17 protein-coding genes and 1 tRNA gene are annotated in these 23,798 nt (G+C 39.4%); 7 read left to right on the top strand and 11 right to left on the bottom strand.

What is annotated here, in order from left to right; all coding sequences use genetic code 11:
• Positions 1-168: 168 nt before the first annotated feature.
• Together V7K41_RS01645 and V7K41_RS01640 are read right to left on the bottom strand one after the other, a co-directional pair.
• Positions 169-1,146: an SDR family NAD(P)-dependent oxidoreductase gene (locus V7K41_RS01645; RefSeq protein WP_334845423.1), complete on the bottom strand. Its 978-nt coding sequence runs from the start codon at positions 1,144-1,146 to the stop codon at positions 169-171.
• Between the two features lie 12 nt (positions 1,147-1,158).
• The gene (locus tag V7K41_RS01640; RefSeq protein ID WP_334845422.1) at positions 1,159-2,052 is read right to left on the bottom strand and encodes a hypothetical protein; all 894 of its coding nucleotides are present in this window, start codon (positions 2,050-2,052) and stop codon (positions 1,159-1,161) included.
• 799 nt (positions 2,053-2,851) lie between these two features.
• On the opposite strand from V7K41_RS01640, the gene V7K41_RS01635 reads away from it, so the two are divergent.
• Entirely contained in the window at positions 2,852-5,437 is a 2,586-nt protein-coding gene (locus V7K41_RS01635) for a GAF domain-containing protein (protein ID WP_334845421.1), read from the top strand.
• Positions 5,438-5,640: 203 nt separating this feature from the next.
• Here the strand turns inward: V7K41_RS01635 and V7K41_RS01630 are convergent, their stop codons facing one another.
• The 3 genes from V7K41_RS01630 to V7K41_RS01620 all read right to left on the bottom strand — a co-directional run bounded on the left by V7K41_RS01630 (position 5,641) and on the right by V7K41_RS01620 (position 9,377).
• Complete coding sequence (locus tag V7K41_RS01630; RefSeq protein WP_334845420.1) at positions 5,641-6,768, bottom strand: response regulator; 1,128 nt, start codon at positions 6,766-6,768, stop codon at positions 5,641-5,643.
• 1,402 nt (positions 6,769-8,170) lie between these two features.
• Complete coding sequence (locus tag V7K41_RS01625; protein ID WP_094352211.1) at positions 8,171-8,662, bottom strand: hypothetical protein; 492 nt, start codon at positions 8,660-8,662, stop codon at positions 8,171-8,173.
• 529 nt (positions 8,663-9,191) lie between these two features.
• Positions 9,192-9,377: a hypothetical protein gene (locus tag V7K41_RS01620; protein ID WP_334845419.1), complete on the bottom strand. Its 186-nt coding sequence runs from the start codon at positions 9,375-9,377 to the stop codon at positions 9,192-9,194.
• A 1,358-nt stretch (positions 9,378-10,735) separates the two neighbouring features.
• Between V7K41_RS01620 and V7K41_RS01615 the strand changes: the two genes are divergently transcribed.
• The 4 genes from V7K41_RS01615 (at position 10,736) to V7K41_RS01600 (ending at position 15,488) form a co-directional block, all read left to right on the top strand.
• The gene (locus V7K41_RS01615) at positions 10,736-11,965 is read left to right on the top strand and encodes a sedoheptulose 7-phosphate cyclase (protein ID WP_334845418.1); all 1,230 of its coding nucleotides are present in this window, start codon (positions 10,736-10,738) and stop codon (positions 11,963-11,965) included.
• A gap of 4 nt (positions 11,966-11,969) precedes the next feature.
• Positions 11,970-12,803: an O-methyltransferase gene (locus tag V7K41_RS01610; protein WP_334845417.1), complete on the top strand. Its 834-nt coding sequence runs from the start codon at positions 11,970-11,972 to the stop codon at positions 12,801-12,803.
• A gap of 60 nt (positions 12,804-12,863) precedes the next feature.
• The gene (locus tag V7K41_RS01605) at positions 12,864-14,261 is read left to right on the top strand and encodes an ATP-grasp domain-containing protein (protein WP_334845416.1); all 1,398 of its coding nucleotides are present in this window, start codon (positions 12,864-12,866) and stop codon (positions 14,259-14,261) included.
• 180 nt (positions 14,262-14,441) lie between these two features.
• Entirely contained in the window at positions 14,442-15,488 is a 1,047-nt protein-coding gene (locus V7K41_RS01600) for a D-alanine--D-alanine ligase family protein (RefSeq protein ID WP_334845415.1), read from the top strand.
• A 59-nt stretch (positions 15,489-15,547) separates the two neighbouring features.
• On the opposite strand, the gene V7K41_RS01595 is transcribed toward V7K41_RS01600, so the two are convergent.
• Positions 15,548-16,813, bottom strand: coding sequence for a glycosyltransferase family 4 protein (locus tag V7K41_RS01595; RefSeq protein WP_334845414.1), 1,266 nt, complete (start codon positions 16,811-16,813; stop codon positions 15,548-15,550).
• A gap of 120 nt (positions 16,814-16,933) precedes the next feature.
• Between V7K41_RS01595 and V7K41_RS01590 the strand changes: the two genes are divergently transcribed.
• The gene (locus V7K41_RS01590; protein ID WP_334845413.1) at positions 16,934-17,887 is read left to right on the top strand and encodes a beta-1,6-N-acetylglucosaminyltransferase; all 954 of its coding nucleotides are present in this window, start codon (positions 16,934-16,936) and stop codon (positions 17,885-17,887) included.
• On the opposite strand, the gene V7K41_RS01585 is transcribed toward V7K41_RS01590, so the two are convergent.
• From V7K41_RS01585 to V7K41_RS01565, 5 genes are all read right to left on the bottom strand, one after another.
• Positions 17,884-18,009, bottom strand: coding sequence for a hypothetical protein (locus tag V7K41_RS01585; RefSeq protein WP_334845412.1), 126 nt, complete (start codon positions 18,007-18,009; stop codon positions 17,884-17,886). The two genes, V7K41_RS01590 and V7K41_RS01585, sit on opposite strands and share 4 nt — an antisense overlap.
• A gap of 14 nt (positions 18,010-18,023) precedes the next feature.
• A complete protein-coding gene (locus V7K41_RS01580; RefSeq protein WP_334845411.1) occupies positions 18,024-18,827 on the bottom strand; it encodes a phytanoyl-CoA dioxygenase family protein in 804 nt (267 codons plus the stop codon).
• A gap of 470 nt (positions 18,828-19,297) precedes the next feature.
• Entirely contained in the window at positions 19,298-20,743 is a 1,446-nt protein-coding gene (locus tag V7K41_RS01575) for an MFS transporter (protein WP_334845410.1), read from the bottom strand.
• Between the two features lie 525 nt (positions 20,744-21,268).
• Positions 21,269-21,339: transfer RNA gene (locus V7K41_RS01570), tRNA-Cys, on the bottom strand.
• Between the two features lie 243 nt (positions 21,340-21,582).
• Positions 21,583-22,173: a chromophore lyase CpcT/CpeT gene (locus V7K41_RS01565; RefSeq protein WP_334845409.1), complete on the bottom strand. Its 591-nt coding sequence runs from the start codon at positions 22,171-22,173 to the stop codon at positions 21,583-21,585.
• A gap of 358 nt (positions 22,174-22,531) precedes the next feature.
• On the opposite strand from V7K41_RS01565, the gene V7K41_RS01560 reads away from it, so the two are divergent.
• Entirely contained in the window at positions 22,532-23,758 is a 1,227-nt protein-coding gene (locus V7K41_RS01560) for a tetratricopeptide repeat protein (protein WP_334845408.1), read from the top strand.
• The last annotated feature ends 40 nt before the right edge of the window (positions 23,759-23,798 follow it).

Raw genomic sequence — 23,798 nt, 5'->3', positions numbered from 1 at the left:
ATTCGCGGGAGAGTCTTTGATATTCGCGGGAGAGTCTTTGATATTCGCAGGAGAGTCTTTGATATTCGCGGACGAGTCTTTAATACTCGTTAATGAGTCTTTGATATTCGCGAACAACTATAAAAACTCTACTTGCTCCAATGCGCCATGCCCAATGCCCAATGCCCATTAAATTTTAGGCGAACCGAGGGCATTCAATAATAGTAGCGACCACGGCACTTTAATATCGGGTATGAGCCATGAGTACTTTCTCAGTACAGGCAATGCAGCAGGCAATACAAAACGCAGAGAGCGTAACGATGCAGGCCGATCGCCATTTTCATCTACAAGATTATATTTCTTAGCCAGTTCGGCAACAATCTGCACACGTCCTGTACAATGCATAAGATTTGGCTCACTAGCAAGTGCAGCGATCGCCCGTCCAGTAAATAAGGGAGTTTCCCAGTTGTAGCGATCGCTCAAGAATGAGTTTTTCGGGTCAGTAGCATTGGTTTGATTCATTTCAGAAGCAAAACGAGAAAAAAGCTCAGTACCAACAATACCCGGCCAAATTGAAACAGAAGCAACGTTATGGGGTTTTAACTCAACAGCCATATTAGCAGCTAGGCGATCGCAAGCTGCTTTACCAACACCATAAGCTGTATCAAAGATATAAGACATTCCACCCCACGAGGAAATGGTGCAAATTAGTCCAGAGTTACGCTTAGTCATCATCCGAGCAGCAAAAACACTCGCAACATAGTGGCTGCGAAGACCAACGTTGTTACTAGCATCCCAAAGACTTGGTTCAGAATCCCAAAAGGGCTGTCCATGAGCGTCTTTTAATGCCTGAACTCCTGAGTAAGCATTATTTACCAGTAAATCGAGTTGTCCATTCTGCTCATCTTGAATGCGATCGAAAAGCAAACGCACCTGCTTATCGTCGCTGTGGTCTACTTGGACGGGAATGCATACACCACCGACTTCCTCAATGGCTGATTTCGTTTCACTAAGACTTCCTGAAACCCCATCACTGGAAGAGTTGTTGAGGCTGCGACCCGTGATGTATACAGTTGCACCTGCCTCACCAAGGCCAATGGCAATTCCCCTACCAATTCCCCGCGTAGCACCTGTTACTAAAGCCACTTTACCTTCAAGGTGTTTCATGAGCGCTCATTTCTAATCTTTTACCGTTAAATATTGATTATTACAATATTCTTTCGTCGCTGTGACAGAAACAACTTCTACTTCGATCGGTTTTTCTTTAGTTCCGTCGATCAGAAACTCACTAGCTCCTTCACGAGGTTTTTTCGGATTTCCCCAATCATAGGTGTAACCTAAACCTGTCCAAGGATAATGTTCTTGACTACCAACTGCATAAGAAATTGTGTATATCTCTTGCAAAATCGGATAACTAGCAGAAATCGGTATATCTAAAACATTACAACTAGAATCATTAATTTCTGGATCGACACATGGTCTACTTAAATCTTCAGCTTTCACCCACATTTCTACAAAATGTGTCTTATTTGAATTTTTATTTAAAATTAAGCCTAAATACTGCTGTAACCTTAGAGAAAGCATGATATTACCGGGAATATTTATGCCGATACCCTTACAATTTTTACAAAATTCTTTAACTTGAGGAACGGCTGTTAACCAAGTGCGTGCTTCTATAGTTTTTTTTGTACCTATTTTCCAATCTTCATTTGGGTTTTTAACATATTTCCAACTTGCCATCAAATATTCAATTTTGCCGTTATTTTCTCTCCACTTTACTTGAGGATTAGTTTTTGACAATGACCAAAGATTTTTTACTACTTTATCTTCACTCGGTCTTTTTGCATCCTCAATCGCTGTATCTAACTGCCTTTTCAGAGCTTTATAACTTTCGGGTTTATTTTTATCCAGATACTCATTGACATTTGCGTTGTTTTCTGATTGCGCTAATAAATATTTTCTGAGGTTTGATGTACTCTGTATGGGAATTTCTGTAGGTAGCAAACTGGAATATCCAACTGCCAAAAATGCACCTGTCAAGCCTAAAAATACTTGAGTCTTTAATTTTTTCATTAAAATAATCTTGTGGATTTCCAACAATAGGGTGAATGTTCCATCCCATATAAATATGGGTTCAACTCAAAGATTGAATATAATTTTATATTTATGTTTGGCCGAGATAATATTGTGCTTAATATTTTTAATTAACTCTATCTGTATAAAAATGAATATCTATGAGGTAGTAGTACTCTCTCAAGAGTAAATTGATGGATAAGCAAGTTCCTAGTCAGGACTTTAGTCCTTATTTTTTCAGCACTAAAGTCCTGACTACAAACCCTCAAAACTAACTTAGCAAAGTAGTAGTCTGCCACAGGCATCACAACAGATTAATAAAGCTAGTAGTCAGTAGGGGCTATTAGTTTTTACTCAGCACTTTCTTTTTCAGGCTGACATATCTGCGACAAGAAGCGATCGCAGTCGATCTCAAGTTATTTACGTATAATTACTTATTTTTACCGCTACTGTCAGATAAATCGACTATACTCTACGGATACAACAATGCTCATTAGTCTGTCTCTGGAAAATCTTATGAGGCAACCTAACAATCAATCGCCTGCGAAAAACATTGTTTTCTCGTTTCTATGAGGGGTCTGACCCTCTATTTATCATCTCTATGCACCACTGGGAAGGGGTTTTGGTCAAGCCATGCTTGTTGGTAATCAGCTTGAGCGTTTATTGACAGGATGACGCTGGCTAAACAAGCGATTAAACTATGGATAATGTCAAGCAATTGTTGCTTTTAACACCACTTACATAAATTTAATCTCATTGTCAAATCTAAAACCTCATCCTGTTATATAAAATACCAGTTATGTCAGCGTATCAAGGAAGTTGTGGGGAGACCACCGATTTGATTATTGGTGTTCACAACCAAGAAAACCTCGAATTAACAGCAAATTCTGCTCCTGTGGGTGCTCTTGCCACAAGACAAGGAACTTTTTCTACGTTTCTTGCTCCCCTGACTCAGGATACTTTTAAACAGGTCGTTCAGGATGTCGAGCAAAAATTACAGATTGTTCATCAAACCCTATCAATGCTTGATTCTCATGGGTTTGAAACCATTCTGCAAGAAATGTTGCATTCGATTACCTTGAAAACCGGGGAATTGCTGGGAGCAGACAGAACGACGATATTTTTATTGGATGAAGAAAAACAAGAACTTTGGTCAATTTTAGCTGAGGGGGAGGGCGGTCGTTCTTTAGAAATTCGCATTCCTGCAAATAAAGGCATTGCTGGTGAAGTCGCCACTTTTAAAGAAGTTATTAATATTCCCTTTGATTTTTATAACGATCCGCGATCGCATTTTGCCCAAGAACAAGAAAAGAGAACTGGCTATCGCACCTACACGATGTTAGCTTTGCCACTCTTAAATGAACATGGGCAATTAGTTGCAGTAGTACAATTACTGAATAAATTAAAATCTAATAATAATCACGATGCTTCACTTGCAGAGCGTATTGATACCAAAGGTTTTACTTGTGCTGACGAACAATTATTTCAAGAATTTGCCCCTTCGATTCGCTTGATTTTAGAGTCCTCGCGCTCTTTTTATGTAGCCACCCAAAAACAAAGAGCAGTGGCGGCGCTGATGAAGGCGATTAAGTCTCTCTCTCAAAGCAGTCTCGACTTAGAAGACACCCTCAAACGGGTGATGGATGAAGCTAAAGAACTGATGAATGCCGATCGCAGTACACTATGGTTAATAGACCGCGATCGCCATGAATTATGGACGAAAATCACTCAGGATGATGGTTCGACCAAAGAGTTGCGAGTCCCCGTAGGTAAAGGCTTTGCTGGCATAGTAGCGGCTTCTGGCAAGAAACTGAATATTGGCTTTGATTTGTACTACGATCCTGACTCAGAGACAGCCCAAAAACTAGACCAGCAAAATGGCTATCGCACCTGTAGCTTGCTTTGTATGCCAGTATTTAATGCCGATCAACAACTGATTGGCGTTACCCAACTCGTAAATAAAAAGAAATCGGGGGATTTTCTCCCTTATAATCCAGCTGATTGGCCCAAAGCTCCCGACTGCTTCCAAGCTAGCTTTGACCGCAACGATGAAGAGTTCATGGAAGCTTTTAATATTCAAGCGGGAGTAGCGCTGCAAAATGCCCAGTTGTTTGCCACAGTCAAGCAACAAGAACAAATGCAACGGGATATTCTGCGTAGTCTTTCCAATGGAGTGGTTTCCACTGATAAAACTGGGTTAATTATCGCCGCCAATGAAAGTGCCAAGCGTTTGCTAGGACTGGAGCCAGAAGACCGTTTAGAAGGTAAATTAGTTACTGATGCGATCGGCATTAAAGAAGGAGACTTTAGTAAGTGGTATCAGGATGCTTTACATGCAGTTGACTTAAAAGGCCGCCAGCAATATTACCCCGATCGCACACTTCTTAGCACTGGTACAGAACAGCATAGTATTAATTTATCGATTAACACAATTGCCGATGCTAGCGACCAAGAGCAAGTCCGTGGGGCGCTGGTGGTGATGGAAGATATTAGTGATGAAAAGCGGCTCAAAAGTACGATGTACCGCTACATGACCCAGGAATTAGCCGAAGAATTGTTGAAATTAGATGACGCTAAACTCGGAGGCGATCGCAAAGAAGTTTCGATATTATTTTCCGATATTCGCGGCTACACCACTTTGACGGAAAACTTAGAAGCAGAAGAAGTGGTGAGTATGCTCAATGAATATTTTGAATCAATGGTGGAGGCAGTCTTTAAACATAAAGGCACCCTTGACAAATATATCGGCGATGCCATCATGGCTGTATTTGGTTCTCCTCTACCATTAGAAGAACACGCTTGGATGGCAGTGCAAACATCTTTAGAAATGCGCCAACGTCTGCACGAATTTAATCAACGTCGCTATGTAGATGATAAGCCCAGAATTAAAATCGGCATTGGCATCAACTCAGATACCGTGATTAGTGGGAATATTGGCTCTAGTAAGCGAATGGAATTTACGGCTATTGGCGATGGCGTTAATCTTGGCTCTCGATTAGAAAGTGTCAGTAAACAATATGGTTGCGACATTATTATTAGCGATAACACTTTTAAGCCATGCCAAGATCAGATTTGGGCTAGAGAACTAGATTACATTCGTGTCAAGGGTAGAAACGAACCAGTAGCCATATATGAATTACTGGGTTTACGTTCCAATCCAATTGAAAGCGAAAAATTGCAAGTGATTGAGCATTATCACAAAGGACGCGAATATTACCTCAAACGCGATTTTAACCGTGCTAGAGCTGAATTTGCCCTAGTTTTAGCAGCTGACAACCAGGATAAAGCTGCTATGTTGCATCTTTTACGTTGTCAGCATTGGTTACAATCACCCCCAACAGAATCGGATTGGGATGAAGGAGTCTGGACATTTCAGGAAAAATAAACTAGTCAAAATTTTTATTTTCTTTTTAAGGCATTAGATTCTTGTGATTACTTGTGTCAATTTTGATTTAGAATATGACTAATTAATTTTAACTCAATCAAACAATATTTTATAACTACAATGATAGTGAACTTGATAATATTCAATCTTAAATATTTAAAATAATAGGCTGTTTAAATAAACTGACTTTATATATTAGAAAATTAAACAATATGTTGAAAAATAACTTTTAGTAAATCTCCTTGTTTAAAAGGCTTAGTTAAATAGCCTGATGCTCTGACCATCTTTGCTTTAGCTCTATCTAGAAATCCTACTTTTTCTGACACCATAATCACAGGTGTATTTTTAAAATATGAGTGTTTACGCAGCAAAGAGCAGAGTTCATATCCATCTAGATTAGGCATTAATATATCCAACAAAATTATGTCAGGTTTTATACGGATAATCTGCATTAAAGCTTTTAAAGAATCAGTGACTCCGATAACAGAAAAGGTTTGCTCATCTAAATAACTTTTAATAGCATTCAATACTGTAGGACTTTCATCAATACACAAGATTGTGTATATTTTTCTGTCAACAGACGGTTGGATGATTTGCTGATCCCTGTTTTCATTAGTATTAATAGAGTAGGCTGCTGCTTTATAGCCGTTTATTTTAGGCAACTTTGGCGTAGTTTTGACTTTAGGTTGTAGCTCATTTATTTGGAAAAATTGTGAGGTATGCGATTGATAAATTGGCAATGTTTGACGATAAACCCCTTCTCTATGAGAGGCTTCTCTTTCAAAAACGCTAACGCGAACGCCAACATTTTGGGGCGTTAAACATTGTTCAACTAATAAACGGAGATTTAGATGACAAAACTTTGGCATATCATCCAAAAAGCTCTCAGGAATAAATTCATAACTCCCCTCTTCTAAGTTCAGAAATGACTCTAGAACTTCTAGCGCCAATTGCTCTATTAGCATTGCAGCTTGAGAGGAACTGATATATTTCTGATTGACTAACCAACAAATAGCCAGATAATCTGGGTTCGGTATTGCCTGATTTTCAATACCAGTTTCAAATATCGCCCGCAACTGGTCTTTGATTCCGTCAGGGAGAGTAGAAATTTGCTGACTCAAGCGTTGCAAATTTCTGTAAAGCGGCTCAAACATTTTCTCTGAGTAACAGGCATAAATTAGTTTCCCCTCATCTACATATATTGACCAAGAACCTGATGTACTAAACACCTGTAAACAACCAGTAACCGACTTACCAGTGATTTTTTTCAACAAAGTTAGGGGCTGGAGCTTTTGGAAAAATCTGTATCTACTAATCGGAAGTGTCTTCATTGGGATAGCTCTGGAATAAAATTAACATTTGCAGGTAAAATTAGTGAATTACCTTTTCGGAATTCACCCTGACTTTGTTGGAAGCACTGTCAGATAAATATAACGGTCATATTTGAGTTGGTACAGAGATTCCACACCCCCCAACTCTTAATTCACCAATCTCTGTTAAGCTATAATCCACGAGTTACAACTAAACCAATTCATGCTACTGACCAATAGCAAAATTGCCTGACTAGTTGCCAGGATATAGTATTTCAAAAATTAGATTGGTTTTCTGTATCTTTAGCTAATCTAGCCAATCTAACAGTAACTCAAGTGGCACACAAAGACCATTGGCTCTCGCCCATCAGTCACAAAAGTATCATTGTTATCCGTATTTTGCAGCTTAAAATTATAGATACTTTAGTTCTCTTGCAAAAGTTTTTTGTCCTTAATCCTAAAGTCTGGAGCGGACAAAATCTACTGTAATGTAAACGTAAATGTTTCTCCATCAAAGCTTATAGGCATTAAGTCCGTGCTGACAAAGTATGTTTTTATAGCCCTGACGAAAGTCGTTGGCTACTTTTTCAAGAAGTTTATTCTTGAGTATAACTTCACAAGAGAAAAAGTATTATTAAAAACTAAGCATTCCCAAAGTTCAATATCTTACTTAAGTTTGTGATTGTAGAGCAACTCTTAATCTTGGGATTTGGCAAAATTATCACTTGCACAACAATAATGGAAAACCTCCGGACAAGAATGAGTTTGCTGATAATTGCCGCCATGATGGTGTGTGGTGAGATGCACAGGCGACCAAATCAGCAGAAGGGAATCTCTTCATAAGTACTGGAAACGGGTTCTAATGTTGTGTGGGGCTAAATAGTCATCCTGCACAAATTGGAGGGACAAATTCAAGAACTTACAGGAAAATCCTTGATTAGTAGTATATACCTGCAAAATAGCTGTTTTCAGCTAGATGGTAGATAACAAGTAACATACTCACTAAAACTTAGATTACTATAATTTTCAAAAAAAGTTACCAGAAATATATAAACTTCATGATAAATCAGTAAAGTAAACATGAAAACTAATTAATATCATCTTCCAGAAAATTGTTATAAATATTTATTTGTTTAGATATCCGGGAAAGCTGAAAATGCATAGTAAAAGATAATTATGTCTGCTTCTTGAATTACACTTGTAAAAAACTGAATCATTTTATGCTAGCAATTTACCTGAAAAATCCCAAGTTTGAAAAATCACAAATATAAATACAAAATTGTACGCATAGGCGTAGCCTGTCGCAAACATCACATTCATTAACCCATAAGATATATATAGCGAAAAGACGCAAAGAATTTCTTTGCGTCTTTGGGGTGAGATTTATAAATGGACATTCTCACCGTTATACTTCTCCATCTACTTAAAATTGCTCCCGCCAGCACCAGCTTAAAAGTGTACCACCAGCTACCAGCTTCACTACTTCCAGTAGCCAATAACTACCGTGTAGTAAATTCATTGTCGATGGAATAGCAGCAGCAGCTTCAAATAGGTTGAGTTGAACTCCTATAGCGCACATCTGCGGAGTTAAGAAATAGGTATCAAGCACAGCGATAGTTAGCAGCAGCACAGATAAAACAATACTGCCAATACTCCAGTGATATCGAGTTTTGCTCAAAGCTAGTGCCCCAGTCAGGACTACAGCAGCTGATAATAATTCCATCCGATTGAAGTTCCAAAAAATCGTATAGCCTGCTGTCGTAAAACCAGCTTGGCTCATCATCCCCGAAAGATAAAGGCTAGGCATAATTACCCAGTCTAAAACTAGACTAGCACTGAGCCAAAAGCCCAAGGTCAATACGATCGCAGTTTGCCAAATTGGTCGTTTGAATTCAAGGTTAGAAATAGCAGTCATAAAATAATTGCGTGTGTTGTATTTCTTTAGTTTCTAACTTCACCAGCAATTTGACAACTAATATCAACTAACCTTTACAAAGCGATCGCTCTTATATTCTGAAGTCAATACCAAGATTTTTTAAACTAAGTTAAGAAATTTTAAGATTTTATAAAAAGTAATTGAAATAGATTTTCTCTGCTTAGAAATACTCAATTTTTTCTATCGAAATTAACTTGTTAAGCAATATCGGATGTTAAAGCAGACACTTCAGTTATTTTGTACCTCATCTACTTGAAAACTGCTATATGAAAATCCTTATTTGATTAGCTTCATATTGGCTGATAGACTAACCCAGAATATTCATCAATGAATTATCTCTGATCCGACGATAATCCTACCATCACCAAACTTTTTATATTGTAAAGTAACTAAGCGATCGCACTCACAGATTCCTCCCTGTGGCAGCTATCAGCTATCTAGCACAACAGTAATATTGTCAGTTGTCAACGCAGATATGATCTAAAAACAGCCTGTGTTCCATGATGTCTTAAACTACGCCATTTGCGATCGCATATCGTGGCAATATTTTGCTATCTATGTGAATTAGTGTACTGTTGAGTTCATCCGGTAAATCGCGATCTTTTACCCGCGAATCTGCCTGCAAAAGTGAAACATTGTATGTAAATGCATCTAGAACCAACAAAAGCGACGGTTTTCGGGTAACGTAACGCATAATTACAGCTATTTTCAGGTAAATAGCTCTAAATTCACCAGATGTCTGTTATATCAAGTCGGGTTAATTACTTATGATTACCGCATCTGTGCAAAAATCCCAAAAGCCTCTTTCCCCTTACTCCCTGCGATCTAAATGATAAGTCTTTAGTCAGACACGATATTAGATATAGTTTCCGTACAATATATTTTTGTATAAAACATCTATATTAAGACATATTCTTTTTTAGATATTTTGTTATCCAGTACACTTCGCATGGTGGATTGACTTAAATATATTTACAGATGTTATGATTTGTATTAATCTAATGTTATGATTTGTGTTGTACTTTTCAGTTACCAACTAGTAAATTATTTGTTGATTTAAGCTGAAAAGGTTTAATTTAGGGCTAAGAAGGCAATTAAAGCAAACTTAGAAACCTTTAATACACACAAGCATTCCTTAAAAAAGTTAAATTTTTGTTACAAAAAACTCAGATACATTTAAATTCTGAATTTTCAGGAGTTGCTGAGGTAAGTATGTTGATTACTGAGCAGTAAATTAACTTAGTAAAAGAGGTATTTTACTGATATTTTGAATAGGATGCAGTGAGTCATCTTTGTTTTTAGCCATTTTATGGTTTGAGACTAATGCAAAAAAAACAGCGAGATGAGGATTAATCATTTCTGTAATATCAAATGTCAGCCTAAAGATAGACAATGATAAACAATATGAGTAGTTTACTAAGATATGAGTTTTGCAAAGTCTAACGATCGGCAAGTTGCTAGAGACAAATATAGTGGAGTTAATAAAAATTCAGGTAAACTTCCTAAAAGTCCACTGTTATTCTGAAACAAATCTAATGTAGCGAGTTTAGTAATATAAGGTTTGAGACTAATGGTAAGAAACAGCGAACTAACAATTAATCAGGGTTCCAATCTCAAATTGAAGCTTGGAGTTCAACGATACAATCAGTTGTCTCGGCTAGAATTTTTGCGGAATCGTACAGTTGGAAAGCCACTATATTTAAATATAGTGGAGTAAATCTGAATTCAGATGAATTTTCCAAATTTAAAGTCAACAATCCACAGAAAAAGCAGGCAAGTATTATACCAATATATTGCTAGTGGGGCTAGTTGACTTGTTTGAGGTTATGCCGAATTAAAGGTTAACCCATCTACAGAATTTACTCAAATGAATGGTGTTGTTTAAAAACATTGCCAGTCAGTAATAAACGTTAGCTTTTTATTGAAAGCTAATTTTGTCCTGTCTTTTATCTGAAAGGGTAAAAAACATAGTTGCTTGCTGGCATTCATTAGGGTAAATCGCAATTATTACCGAAATCTCACAATTTTGTAATTGGAATCAGGTCAATACACATGAATAAAGTTCAAGCATCATTTGAAGCTACAGAAGCTGCGTTTCACGTGCAAGGTTACGAAAAAATCGATTTTAGTCTTGTCTATGTGAACGGTGCATTTGATATTCAAAACAGAGAAATCGCAGATAGCTATGCAAAATTTGGTCGCTGTCTGACTGTAATTGATGCCAATGTCCATGAACTTTATGGCGATCAGATCAAGTCATATTTTAGACACTATGACATTGAACTGACGGTATTTCCAATCATTATTACAGAGCCAGCTAAAACCCTGGCAACTTTTGAAAAAATCATTGACGCTTTTTCGGATTTTGGCTTAGTTCGTAAGGAACCAGTCTTAGTCGTCGGCGGTGGTCTAATTACTGATGTGGCTGGGTTTGCTTGCGCTTCTTACCGTCGCAAGAGTAATTACATTCGCATTCCTACCACGTTGATTGGTTTAATTGATGCAGGTGTAGCAATTAAGGTTGCAGTTAATCATCGTAAGGAAAAAAATCGCTTGGGAGCATATCATGCACCTTTGAAAGTAATCTTAGATTTCTCATTCTTGAAAACCTTGCCAACCGCTCAAGTTCGTAATGGGATGGCAGAGTTGGTGAAAATTGCTGTAGTGTCTAACTCTGAAGTCTTTGAGCTGCTATATGAATATGGCGAAGAACTGCTTTCCACTCACTTTGGATATGTGAATGCAACACCAGAAATTAAAGAGATTGCCCATAAAGTCAACTACGAGGCAATCAAAACCATGTTGGAGTTAGAAACTCCTAACTTGCATGAAATAGACCTCGATCGCGTCATTGCCTACGGTCATACTTGGAGTCCTACCCTAGAATTAGCACCTCAGATACCTCTATATCACGGTCATGCGGTCAATATAGATATGGCTTTGTCTGCAACCATTGCAGCACAACGGGGTTATATTTCCACAGGGGAGCGCGATCGCATTTTAGACTTGATGAGTCGTATCGGTTTATCACTCGATCATCCTCTATTGGATGGGGATTTGCTCTGGTATGCTACTCAGTCTATAAGCTTGACACGAGATGGTAAACAACGTGCAGCCATGCCTCGTCCTATTGGTGAGTGCTTCTTTGTCAACGATCTGACTCGTGAAGAACTTGATGCAGCCCTAGCTGAACACAAACGTCTTTGTGCTAAATACCCTCGTGGTGGAGAAGGGGTTGACGCATACATTGAAAGTCAACAAGCCAAGCTAGTAGGGGTCTGAAAATATGACCAGTGTTGTAGGACGAGAAACAGCTAGACCAATAACGCCACATAGCATCTTAGTAGCCCAGCTACAGCAAACCCTCAAATTGGCACAAGAGAAGAATATTCCCGTAGAGATATTAGATTCTTTACGGCAGGGTGTTCAATTAGCGGCGGGTTTAGATCCCTACTTAGATGATTACACCACCCCCGAATCGAGCGCATTGACAGCATTAGCGCAAAAAACTAGCAAAGAAGACTGGAGCAAACGCTTTAGCGATGGTGAAACAGTGCGTCAACTAGAGCAGGAGATGCTCTCAGGACATCTGGAAGGACAGACATTGAAAATGTTTGTTCATATCACCAAAGCAAAGCGCATTCTAGAAGTAGGAATGTTCACAGGGTATTCAGCCTTAGCAATGGCAGAAGCATTACCAAGTGATGGGCAACTTATCGGTTGCGAAGTAGATCCTTATGTTGCTGAATTTGCTCAAGCTTGCTTTAATGAGTCTCCCCACGGCGACAAAATCGTTGTAGAAGTAGCACCTGCCTTAGAGACACTCCACAAGCTGGCTGCCAGAAAAGAAGTATTCGATCTGATCTTCATTGATGCGGATAAAAAAGAATATGTAGAGTACTTCCAAACAATTTTGGATAGTAACTTACTGACTGCCGACGGTTTAATCTGTGTGGATAACACTTTGTTACAGGGACAAGTTTACCTACCACCTGAACAACGCACCGCCAACGGTGAAGCGATCGCTCAGTTCAACCGCGTTGTTGCCGCCGATCCTCGTGTCGAGCAAGTTCTGTTACCCATCCGAGATGGTATAACCTTAATTAGACGCGTAGTGTAATGAAGTTTGTAGAGACGTTGGCATTGCAACGTCTCTACAATAAACACAAAGGAAAGACTTATGGCACAATCTATTTCTTTATCTCCGCTTCAATCCCCAACGTCATCAACGGGTGTTAGGGTAAAGGTAATAGCTCTATTCAAGACTCTCGGTACTCTGACATTATTACTAATAGCCTTGCCGTTCAATGCTTTGATAGTATTGATATCTTTGTTGTGGGGCATTGTGCGTTCGCCGTTTACGAAAAAAGCTGTCGTAGCTGCTCATCCTCAGACGATCTTGGTGAGTGGAGCCAAGATGACTAAAGCATTGCAACTTGCCCGCTCCTTCCATGCCGGAGGACACAGAGTTATTTTGATTGAAGGTCACAAATACTGGTTGTCTGGGCATAAATTCTCAAAGGCTGTAAGTCGTTTTTATACAGTCTCGGCTCCGCAATCAGACCTAGAAGGTTATATCCAGGCGCTAGTAGAAATCGTTAAAAAGGAAAAGGTTGACGTTTTTGTACCTGTATCCAGTCCTGTATCTAGCTACTATGAATCTTTAGCAAAGGCTGCATTATCAGAATACTGCGAAGTTTTCCACTTCGATCCAGATATAACCAAGATGTTGGATGATAAATTTGCCCTTACCGATCGGGCGCGATCGCTTGGTTTATCTGTCCCCAAATCTTTTAAAATTACAGATCCTCAACAAGTTATCAATTTCGATTTTAGTCAAGAAACCCGCAAATATATTCTTAAAAGTATTGATTACGACTCGGTTCGCCGCTTAAATTTAACCAAACTTCCCTGCGACACCCCAGAAGAGACAGCAGCCTTTGTCAATAGTTTACCCATCAGTCCAGAAAGACCTTGGATTATGCAAGAGTTTATTCCTGGTAAGGAATTATGCACACATAGTACAGTGAGGGATGGGGAATTAAGATTGCATTGCTGTTCAAACTCTTCTGCATTTCAAATCAACTATGAAAACGTCGAAAATCCCCAAATTCGTGAATGGGTGCAACACTTCGTCAAGAGTTTGGCACTAACTGGGCAAGTTTCTTTCGACTTTATCCAAGCTGAGGACGGTACAGTTTACGCCATTGAATGCAATCCCCGTACCCATTCGGCAATCACAATGTTCTACAATCATCCTGGTGTTGCAGACGCCTATCTTGGTAAAACTCCCCTACCTGCACCTCTGGAACCCCTAGCAAGTAGCAAGCCCACTTACTTCATATATCACGAAATCTGGCGACTAACTGGTATCCGTTCCTGGAAACAATTGCAAACATCAGTTAATACTCTAATGCGGGGAACTGATGCCATTTATAGTCTTGATGACCCCATACCATTTTTGACTTTGCATCATTGGCAGATTCCCTTACTTTTGCTGAAAAATTTCCAACAACTTAAAGGATGGGTAAAAATAGACTTCAACATTGGCAAACTAGTGGAATTAGATGGTGATTAAAATAATTCGTAATTAACCACTTTTAGATACAGAACCGCTATATGTAGCCTTTACTAATCACAGAGGTAGATCATAGTTCTTTTCTCGCTTGCTCTTAGAGAGGGAGGGTTGGGGTTCTTCTACCTCACAAAGGCCGAGAACCGCTATAGAAATTATAACAATATATAAGGAAGATGAATCATGCCAGTACTTCGTATCCTTCATTTAGTTGGGTCTGCACACAATGATTTTTACTGTGATTTGTCACGCCTTTACGCCCAAGACTGTTTGGCAGCAACAGCAGATCGATCGCACTATGACTTTCAGATTGCATACATCACACCCGATCGCCACTGGCGATTTCCTCACTCCCTCAGCTCTGAAGATATTGCTGACACCAAACCGATGACTCTATCTGATGCCATACAGTTTCTAACAGCACAAAACATTGACATCATGTTACCACAAATGTTTTGTATCCCTGGAATGACTGAATACCGCGCTTTATTCGACCTGCTTGAGATCCCTTACATAGGCAATACTCCAGACCTCATGGCAATAACGGCCCATAAAGCCAGAACCAAAGCAATTGTTGAAGCAGCAGGGGTAAAAGTGCCTCGTGGAGAACTGCTCCGTAAAGGATACATTCCGACAATTACACCTCCAGCAATCGTCAAACCTGTAAGTTCCGACAACTCTTTAGGGATGTCCTTAGTTAAAGATGCTACTGACTATGACGCTGCTCTGAAGAAAGCATTTGAATATTCAGATGAGGTCATTGTAGAAGAATTCATTGAACTCGGTCGAGAAGTCAGATGCGGCATCATTGTCAAAGACGGTGAGCTAGTGGGTTTACCCCTTGAAGAGTATCTGTTAGACCCCCACTCCAAACCGATCCGCAACCATGCTGATAAACTCCAACAAACGGACGATGGCAACTTGGGTTTTGCTGCTAAAGATAATAAGAAGTCTTGGATTGTAGACCTTAACGACCCAATCACCCAGAAAGTTCAGCAAGTGGCTAAGAAGTGTCATCAGGCTTTGGGTTGTCGTCACTACAGTTTATTTGACTTCCGCATCGACCCAGAGGGAGAACCTTGGTTCTTAGAAGCCGGCTTATATTGTTCTTTTGCCCCTAAAAGTGTGATTTCTTCTATGGCCAAAGCAGTGGGAATCCCTCTAAATGAGTTGTTAATCATGGCTATTAATGAAACGTTAGGCAGTAATAAAAAAGCGTTGCAAAATTGATAGTGAATTTCTTGGTATAGGTTTTTCTGCTTGTAGTGGGTAGGTGAGCGATCGCTTGTTTACGAGGGCTTACTCATTTCCTCAAAGAGGGATAAGTAACGATGTGCTTGTAGCTCGATCGCAAATTCTTGTTCGGCTTTCTCACGAGCGCGATCGCAAAGTTTTTGATGCCGCTCTTTATTCTCTATTACCCAGATAATCCCATTTGCTAAGTCATCACAACTAAAACATTGCGCCCGATATCCATTTTTTTGATGTTCAACTAAATCTTTGAGTCCCGTTGAATCAAAAGAAACCACAGGTGTTCCGCACGACAGAGATTCACAAGCAGTCAATCCATAAACTTCTTCAATTGATGGCACAATCATCACATCCGCAGATGAGTAAAGAAGCGCTAGTTTATTCTCATCATCAATTTTGCCTAAGTAGTGTACCTTAAAACCTAAATCAACTGAATCTTCAGGTTGAGATGAACCAAAAACAATCAGTTCAATTTTATCTTTCCACTCAGACTGGCTCAATTTTTGCAACGCTGATTGCAATAGATGAAATCCTTTTCTGGGATTGCTAGTTGCGTTGATTGCTCCGAATAAAATTAGTTGCTTATTTTGTGGGAGACTTAGTAAGTTTCTAGCTATTTGACGCTCAGTTGGTTTATAGATGCTGAGATTTAACCCGTGAGGAATAACTCTGATGTCACTATTTGAAAATAGGGAACTGGATTTAGCACATTCAGCAAGCCAATTACTAGGACTGACAACAGTAAGCTTAAGATTTTGCCATGCTTTAGTTTTACGATGCCAAACCCAGCGAGAGAAATCCCAGCTATGCTTGCTACCCAGTTGAGGGCAATTTCCACAAGATTTTGTATAGCGATCGCACCCTAGAGAATAGCAGCATCCACCTGTGAATGCCCACGTATCATGAAATGTCCAAACAATAGGCTTATTGAATTTTGCCAGTGCTTCAATTGGTATAAATCCGTCACAAATCCAATGCAGGTTAATGATGTCTGGGTCAAGTTTAGCAATTTGCGACGTAACTGTATTAGGGAGCCATTGGAGCCGGAAAAATACAGGATTACGTGGCATATTTCTATAAAGTTCTAATGGTAAAGCATCCAACATTGGACGAACTTTCCACATTGCTTTGGCTACCTTATTAGGATAACTGACCACAGTAGAGTCAGCTATTCTTTTATCTTGAATTAGCATCTGAGAATCAATTTCTAATCTCAGTAGTTCTTGATGTAGCCGATAAGCTGCACGAGCAGCTCCTGCTCCTCCCTTGGGATCATAAGTGTTAACCAATAGAGGCTTAATCATTGTTAGTTTAACTGTTTATTCATTAACAGAAAGTTTGCTATTGCCAGATTGTAGCGTCATAGTGTAGTGTATTAAAGTAATTTTATCACCACATTCCATAGTTATCTCAAAAGTAATCTCGTGGAATGCAACTTAATATCAATACCTCTACAACTTGAACAAATGCACGAGAACACCAGCCCAACAATAGGCTTTGTTTTATTAACACACGCAAAACCTCTACAAATTTACAGGTTAATCAATCAATTAAATAAGATGTTCAATCATCCTGTAATTGTGTGTCATCATGATTTTTCAAAAAGTGATTTATCTATAGATACTCTCTCAAAAAATGTTTTACTAGTACGCCCCTACATACAGACAAAGTGGGCAGATTTTTCTGTTGAAGAGGCTACAATACAGGCAATTAAACTAATGTACGAGATACCAAATGCACCGGATTGGTTTGTATACCTTAGTGCAGCAGACTATCCTATTAAAACCGCAAAGCAAATATTGGATGAGCTAGCCTCAAGTCCATACGATGCTTATGTTGAGCATGAGGAGATCACATATGAGATTTATAAGCATAGTATAATACAAAATATGTTGTGGCTAAAAAATTCTTATGAACGATACTGTACGAAGTCATTTTCTTTTAATTACTTAAAAAAATACTTTGGTCAACTGAATATAGAAATACGCTTAGAACATCCTTTATTAACGAAAGCTTTTCTTCCTTTTTCAAAAGAACTTGCTTGTTTCAGTGGAAGTCAATGGTTTTGTGCCAATCGCAAAGCTGCTGAGTACATTATCGATTTCCACGGACAGAAAAATGCCGTAAGCTTACATTACAGTAAGCTCAAGTATCCAGAGGAGGCGTATATTCAAACTATACTTGGTAATGCACCTCACCTGAAACTAAAAAATGACTGTCGGCGATATGTTGATTGGTCAACTGGAGGCCCTCATCCAAAAATATTGCTAATGGAAGATTTGCCTAATTTGGTTGCATCATCTGCTCATTTTGCTCGGAAATTTGACATCGATATAGATAGCAATATTCTTGATGAACTTGACAAGATTACATCCTAGTAGTCACCTAACATTTTGATAAACTCAGCTAAATAAATCCCAGCTATGGTTGCTACATAGTTGAGGACAATCACTATAAGATTTTGTATAGCGATCGCATCCTTAACAATAGCAGCAACCATCTTTAAATTACGGACTAACGATGCAGTTCAACTCTCGGAAAAATATCGCAGTCTAATGGCTCCCCAGATTTTTTGACTTTGAGAGACTCAAATTCTGGGATATCAATTTCTTCAAAAGGTCTGAAAGGCCAAGCATTGGGGCGGCGATCGTAAGTAACATCATCGCCAGTCCAATTAATCACCACTGCGCGTCGTCGTGTAGAAGATGTGTTTCTTACTGAATGATGAATTGTCAAAAAATGATGAACCAAGCAATCTCCAGGCTCCATATCCCAAGATAGAATTTCGTGAGGCTCTGGCTCTACAAACCACGAGGGGTCAGATCCTTCACGTAACTCCTTGCCCCATAGATGAGAGGCTCTGATGTACTCTAATCTACCATTTTCTTGGTTAACACTATCTAAAGCCAGCCAAATTTTACAACACTGCTCGCCTTGTATAGGCCAGTAAGATTTGTCGTTATGCCAGCCTACACGGCTGTCTGCTTTCGGCTTTTTAACAAAGAAACCGTCACCCAAAAAGTTAAGTTTTTTCGATTTCAAGACTTGAGCCGCAAGCGTCGCTAGGGGAGATTCAAAAGCCAAAGCACGGAAATCAGCATCAGTGAGCCATAAGTTACTGGTATGTTCCACATGACCTTCTGATTTGGGGACGCCCTTAACTTCTAAAGGGCCAGGGATTAATACATTCTTTTCAACGGCTGTTCGCATCCGTTCTACCCAGATGTCATCCAAAACATTTTTGACGCAGATAACACCGTCTCGCTCGAAAGCTTCAACTTCTTGGGTGGTGATTTTTGATGTGTCTATCTTGAGCATCGTAACTTTTTCAAATTTTGAAATTCAAATAGTTTGGATTGTATGAGCTAATTCGCATTCAAATTGCATATTCAAACAGAAATTACTACCAGACTGCAAACTAAATGTATATCAGCTTTTCTCGACTTTATCCAAAATTAATAACTTGGTTCTCTTGATAGGGCAAAAAACCTATATTTTTGGCAAAAACTTTTTTGCGTCACTTATTAATGGTGAAATTGAAAAAGTAAAACTACCGTTTTATAAAGATTTTAGCGCTAGCTTGAGCGTTACTAAAAAATGAATAAAGTCGAATTTATGTAACAACAGATTTCTAGAATCTGCTTTGTTGACATTAACTTTGTCACTATGTTACAAATATTTTTTACTATAGAGTAAAAATGTAACTTAGCAGTTCTTCCTGTAGGTGGATAAATCTCTAGTTTGAGTACAACATTCTTTGTTCACATCCGTAACAGAGAAATTTTATCCTAACTACCCAAATCTTTTTTAACAATGAGTGGCACAAGCGATGCTAATCGTAATACACCAGATACAATGAATACTTCTGCTATGCCAAAAGACCCAGCAAATTGAGCAATGAAGCCACCGATAGTTGCTCCTAAAGCACCACTTGCTCCAGCAACAGCTGCTGCTGTTGCAAAATAGATAGACTGATTTTTTACTGGTGCAATCTCTATCTGGAGATTGTTGTTACACAAGTCAACTCCTCCCCAATTAGCCCCAATGAAAATGTGTAACAGCGGCAACCACAGCCAGAGATCGAGAGGACTAGAACCAATCGTCAGCCATAGCCAGGGTATGACTGCAATTAGAATTCCAGTAGAAATTAGAATCGGACGATTGCCTATTTTATCTGTTAATCTACCCCACACGATGAGCATTAGCATGTGTGCCCCTGCTCGCAGGCTGTTGTAAAAAGTTACCCAACTCACATCCAGGTTTAGCGTATCTAGCAAGTAGAGGTTAAAAAACGGCGCACTCAAGCTAACAGCAAATGCCCATGAGCCGAAATAAAGCAGAAACACCAAAAAATTAGAGTTTTTCCAAATGCTGCTATCTATCTGGTTTTGGGGAGTTGGTATTTGCGGCAGAGAGATTGCTTCAGATATCTCACCAGGTTCATTTGGTACCGAGTCTGACTGAATTTCACTTGTTTGAGATGAGTTAGCATAATAAGTATTTTGTAATTGGGGATTTATATCTACCTGTAAATATTGACACCCCAAACTCACAATTCCAAAGATAATGCCTAAGAGCAAAATCACCCCATAACCTTGGATAGACCCCCCGGACCAATGTGATATAGCTAGACCGGCTATTGGCAAGCTGATTAACTCGGTTAAGTTGGCAATACTATTGCGTAGCCCGAAATATCTACCTCGCAATCGCCGTGGGACTAACATTGCTATCCAACTGAACCACGATGCAGTTCCTAGTCCTCCCAAAAGATGGCTGCATACGAGAATCAGGAGGGACAATACCACTAATTGGTTGGAATTAAGCCCTCCCCAACTAAAACTAACAATGCCAATTACTAAAATCAGCCACAGTAGCCGAGCAATCCCATAAATGCCAAGGGAATACTGAAAGCGGCTAGTGCTGCGTTCAGACAAGTAAGCACCTATTGGCTGAAAAAGATTCGCCAACATCGGGATAGAAGCCAGCATCCCAAACACTATCGGGCTGGCACCCAACTCCACCAAGAAATTACCTAGCAAAACTCCGCCAGTGCCAATAGAGAAAATTGCCGCGAAAACACCATCAACAGTGGAAGCCCTCAAACTGGTGCGAATAGCATCTTTAGAAATGCGATCGCTAGGTGTTGAGGTAGGAGAAAGTGTTGTTGATGGTGAGGCAATCTGAGCAATTTCTATAGAAAGAGGCGCACCTGTTTCAATTTGAGAAGAATCCATAAATCTAGTATTTAAAAAAATAATTAGGATTTACGCATCATACATATGTACTATACTAACTTTGGGCTTTTAACTGTGTCTAACACCCAAAAGAGTAAATATACGACTAAATAAGAGTTGCAGTCAGCACCTGAAATGTATATATTGATTAATAATGCATATTATGGGAGCTTTGTAAAGCTCGTAAGTCTTAATATTAGCCCTTTCAAGGTGGTGAAATTCGGAACAAAAATTGGTTATTTCAACCTTCAAAAATCCCAAAATCTGAGCGGATGATTCCAGATGGTAGCACGGAAACAACGTATCTTCATTAGTCACCTTGAAAGGGCTAGGTTTCTTGGGTGGTCTTAGCTTTGGTCATTGTTTTAGATACCAGTGATATCTATAATATAGTCAAGTTGGGTAGTGCAATCTAAGACATCTTACAGGTTAGAAGGCAGTAGGCTTGGACTTTGAATATCAGTTTGGCTATCAAAAAAGCCTTTTATGTGATTTTTGATTATCCTAAAAGGCTGAAAGCCTTAAAGGCGGCACCCGGATTTGAACCGGGGGTGGAGGTTTTGCAGACCTCTGCCTTACCACTTGGCTATGCCGCCACAGCAAAATTCCCTGAACTACTTTAATGTTGCTAAGGTATTTTAGTAGCCATTCAGTAGCCATAGGGCGCTAGTTAAATCATGATAGCATAGGATTCTGAGGTAGAGATAGTAGGTTAACTGGATGTTTTTGGTAGTTTTTAGGCGATCGCTAAAAGGTGGCGATTACAAGTTGACCAAAGCACAAACTACTCTTAGCAGATTAAAGAGAGTTTTGAGTTGTAACTCCTCACTCCTCACTTGTTACACCTTTACTTCATCGGCAAAACTACCCCAACGGAGAAAGTGAAATGGGCCGGCGATAGAACCCCACAGACGTTCATCGGTGTCTAAATCCCTTCCCCGGTCGAGGCTGAAAAATTCTTTAGCGTCAATCTCAAATTCGTTATCCAGATAAGTATTTTTGCCGTCACGAACCACTATGCAGCCTTTACCAGGTTCAACTCTGCCTTTGAAGCTTTTTCCTGTCCACTCTACAATCATGTTGCAACCTGGCATTTTTTCCAATTGGTCAAAAGACAACTCTTTGAGGCGTTCGGGTTCACGAGATGCACCGTAAAATTTTTGTTCTTCTTTAACGGTGTAGTGTTCAATAGCAATGTGGTTTTCTGCCGGAATCAACTTCATTACCCGCATTCGGTAGGGTTGATTGAGCATAAAATCATAAGCTTGTTCGAGAAACAAACTTACCCCTGAGAACAACTCTAAGGGAAGGGGACGGATACAGACGCGGATATGAGCATAAAAAGGCGGATTTTCAAAAGCTTGTTCTTGATTGCTAAAGTCAGCTGCCATCCAGCGGGCTAAAGTGGCGATATCAGTAGAATGAGTCATTACAAAACGATCGACTAGTTACTTAAATATTATCTAGGATTATTTTGACACTCCCCTGACTCAAAAATCCTGGCTGCGATCGCAATTTTTAAATTATATCTACGATAAATCCTCTAACTGGAGAAAATTAGTCTGCTTCAGTACAAGTTAAACTGCTTATATTTTGCGCCTAACAACTAGAACTCGTTAAGCATTTATTTTGGCAAAATTCGCACACTGCCTTTTATCTGTGTGCTGAAGCCACATAGCTCTCAGGTAGGCTTTTCTTGTAAAGCTGGAGAATAGTTAGTCAATAATAGGGGATGGGGATAATCGCTAATTATCTCATGCAAATTACTCAAGGTAAAGTAAAGTACCCATGCTCAGGCACTTAATTGCGATCGCTACTGCCACTATACTCTTTAGCAATTCCTTCGCACTGGCAGAGAGTAAACCGCCGAAACCACCTGATAAATTTCCTCCCAGCCCTCTAGAGATTACCACACCCGATCCACTGTCACCACGATCGCCCAAAGATAAACAGCCGTTAACTCTCCAAGAACGGCAAAAGTTAGAACCAGCATTAGATGCGTTAAATCAAGAAGCGGCGGCGAAACTGCAAGCAGGTGAACCGATTGCGGCGTTTGAAATTTGGAACCGAGAACTGCGTTTGCGGCGCTTTTTAGGTTCATTAGCAGAGGTGCAAGCATTATCACGAGTTGGGGCGATCGCTTGGAAGCAAAACGACGCACAAGAAGTACAATACATTACACAACGATTGCAAGAAATTCAAAAACAAGCCCAATCTCAAAAAAAAGCTACCCCAATCGATCTAGAATTGTGGCGATCGCTAGGTGAAGCTTACAAAAATGTGCGATCGTCTAAACTGGCTATAGAAGCTTATAACCAAGTTTTGCTAGTAGTACGACAACAAAAAGATCAAATAGCGGTATTAGAAACCCTCAAGACGATTGGAGAACTGCATTTGAGTTGGTTTGATTATCGCAAAGCTGCGCCAATCTATGAGGAATTGTTGAGTTTAGCGACTTCCCTTGGCGATCGCGTAAACGAGGTAACATATCTGCAACAGCTGGCTTATATTTACGAGCAGACAAACCAACCGCAGCAGTCATTGAATGTACTTAACAAACTAGCAGAAATTTATGGCAATGAAAATAAGCTTACAGAAATACTAGAATTAAAGCTAGCGATCGCTTCAGATTACGAATCTCTAGCCAAGAAAGATCCTAATTTACTGCTAGAAGCTTTTAACAATTATCAAGAGGCTTATACCACTGCTTGGCAATTAAAGGAGTACGTTCGTGCTGGTGATGCTTTGCAGAAGTTAATTGCGTTGTATCGTTCGCAAGGACAAATACAGGAGGCTTTGCAGGCTAGCGAAATTTTGGTGCAGATACAGGCGCAAGCTGCCAACTTTTACGGCATGATGCAAGCTTATGACCAAATTGGGCAATTGTATCTAGAACGCAAAGAATTTCCTCAAGCATTAACAGCTTTTCAACAAGGGTTAAAACTGGCGCAACAACTCAAACATGAAGAAGCATACTTTACTGGGCAAATTGAAAAACTGTCGAAAGCAAATTAACTGAAGTTTCTGCGATCGCTTAACATAAAAATATCCGCCA

The organism is Nostoc sp., from assembly GCF_036917415.1.
In the GTDB taxonomy this organism is placed as follows: Bacteria; Cyanobacteriota; Cyanobacteriia; order Cyanobacteriales; family Nostocaceae; genus Nostoc.
This window is presented reverse-complemented; position numbering and strand designations above follow the sequence as displayed.

Bases quoted from the DNA above. Each gene is read 5' to 3' on its own strand.
- V7K41_RS01620 (WP_334845419.1), bottom strand. From the start codon at position 9,377: ATGCGTTACGTTACCCGAAAACCGTCGCTTTTGTTGGTTCTAGATGCA.
- V7K41_RS01625 (WP_094352211.1), bottom strand. From the start codon at position 8,662: ATGACTGCTATTTCTAACCTTGAATTCAAACGACCAATTTGGCAAACT.
- V7K41_RS01565 (WP_334845409.1), bottom strand. From the start codon at position 22,173: ATGACTCATTCTACTGATATCGCCACTTTAGCCCGCTGGATGGCAGCT.
- V7K41_RS01610 (WP_334845417.1), top strand. From the start codon at position 11,970: ATGACCAGTGTTGTAGGACGAGAAACAGCTAGACCAATAACGCCACAT.
- V7K41_RS01580 (WP_334845411.1), bottom strand. From the start codon at position 18,827: ATGCTCAAGATAGACACATCAAAAATCACCACCCAAGAAGTTGAAGCT.
- V7K41_RS01630 (WP_334845420.1), bottom strand. From the start codon at position 6,768: ATGAAGACACTTCCGATTAGTAGATACAGATTTTTCCAAAAGCTCCAG.
- V7K41_RS01585 (WP_334845412.1), bottom strand. From the start codon at position 18,009: ATGGTTGCTGCTATTGTTAAGGATGCGATCGCTATACAAAATCTTATA.
- V7K41_RS01595 (WP_334845414.1), bottom strand. From the start codon at position 16,813: ATGATTAAGCCTCTATTGGTTAACACTTATGATCCCAAGGGAGGAGCA.
- V7K41_RS01560 (WP_334845408.1), top strand. From the start codon at position 22,532: ATGCTCAGGCACTTAATTGCGATCGCTACTGCCACTATACTCTTTAGC.
- V7K41_RS01605 (WP_334845416.1), top strand. From the start codon at position 12,864: ATGGCACAATCTATTTCTTTATCTCCGCTTCAATCCCCAACGTCATCA.
- V7K41_RS01645 (WP_334845423.1), bottom strand. From the start codon at position 1,146: ATGAAACACCTTGAAGGTAAAGTGGCTTTAGTAACAGGTGCTACGCGG.
- V7K41_RS01575 (WP_334845410.1), bottom strand. From the start codon at position 20,743: ATGGATTCTTCTCAAATTGAAACAGGTGCGCCTCTTTCTATAGAAATT.
- V7K41_RS01635 (WP_334845421.1), top strand. From the start codon at position 2,852: ATGTCAGCGTATCAAGGAAGTTGTGGGGAGACCACCGATTTGATTATT.
- V7K41_RS01640 (WP_334845422.1), bottom strand. From the start codon at position 2,052: ATGAAAAAATTAAAGACTCAAGTATTTTTAGGCTTGACAGGTGCATTT.
- V7K41_RS01615 (WP_334845418.1), top strand. From the start codon at position 10,736: ATGAATAAAGTTCAAGCATCATTTGAAGCTACAGAAGCTGCGTTTCAC.
- V7K41_RS01600 (WP_334845415.1), top strand. From the start codon at position 14,442: ATGCCAGTACTTCGTATCCTTCATTTAGTTGGGTCTGCACACAATGAT.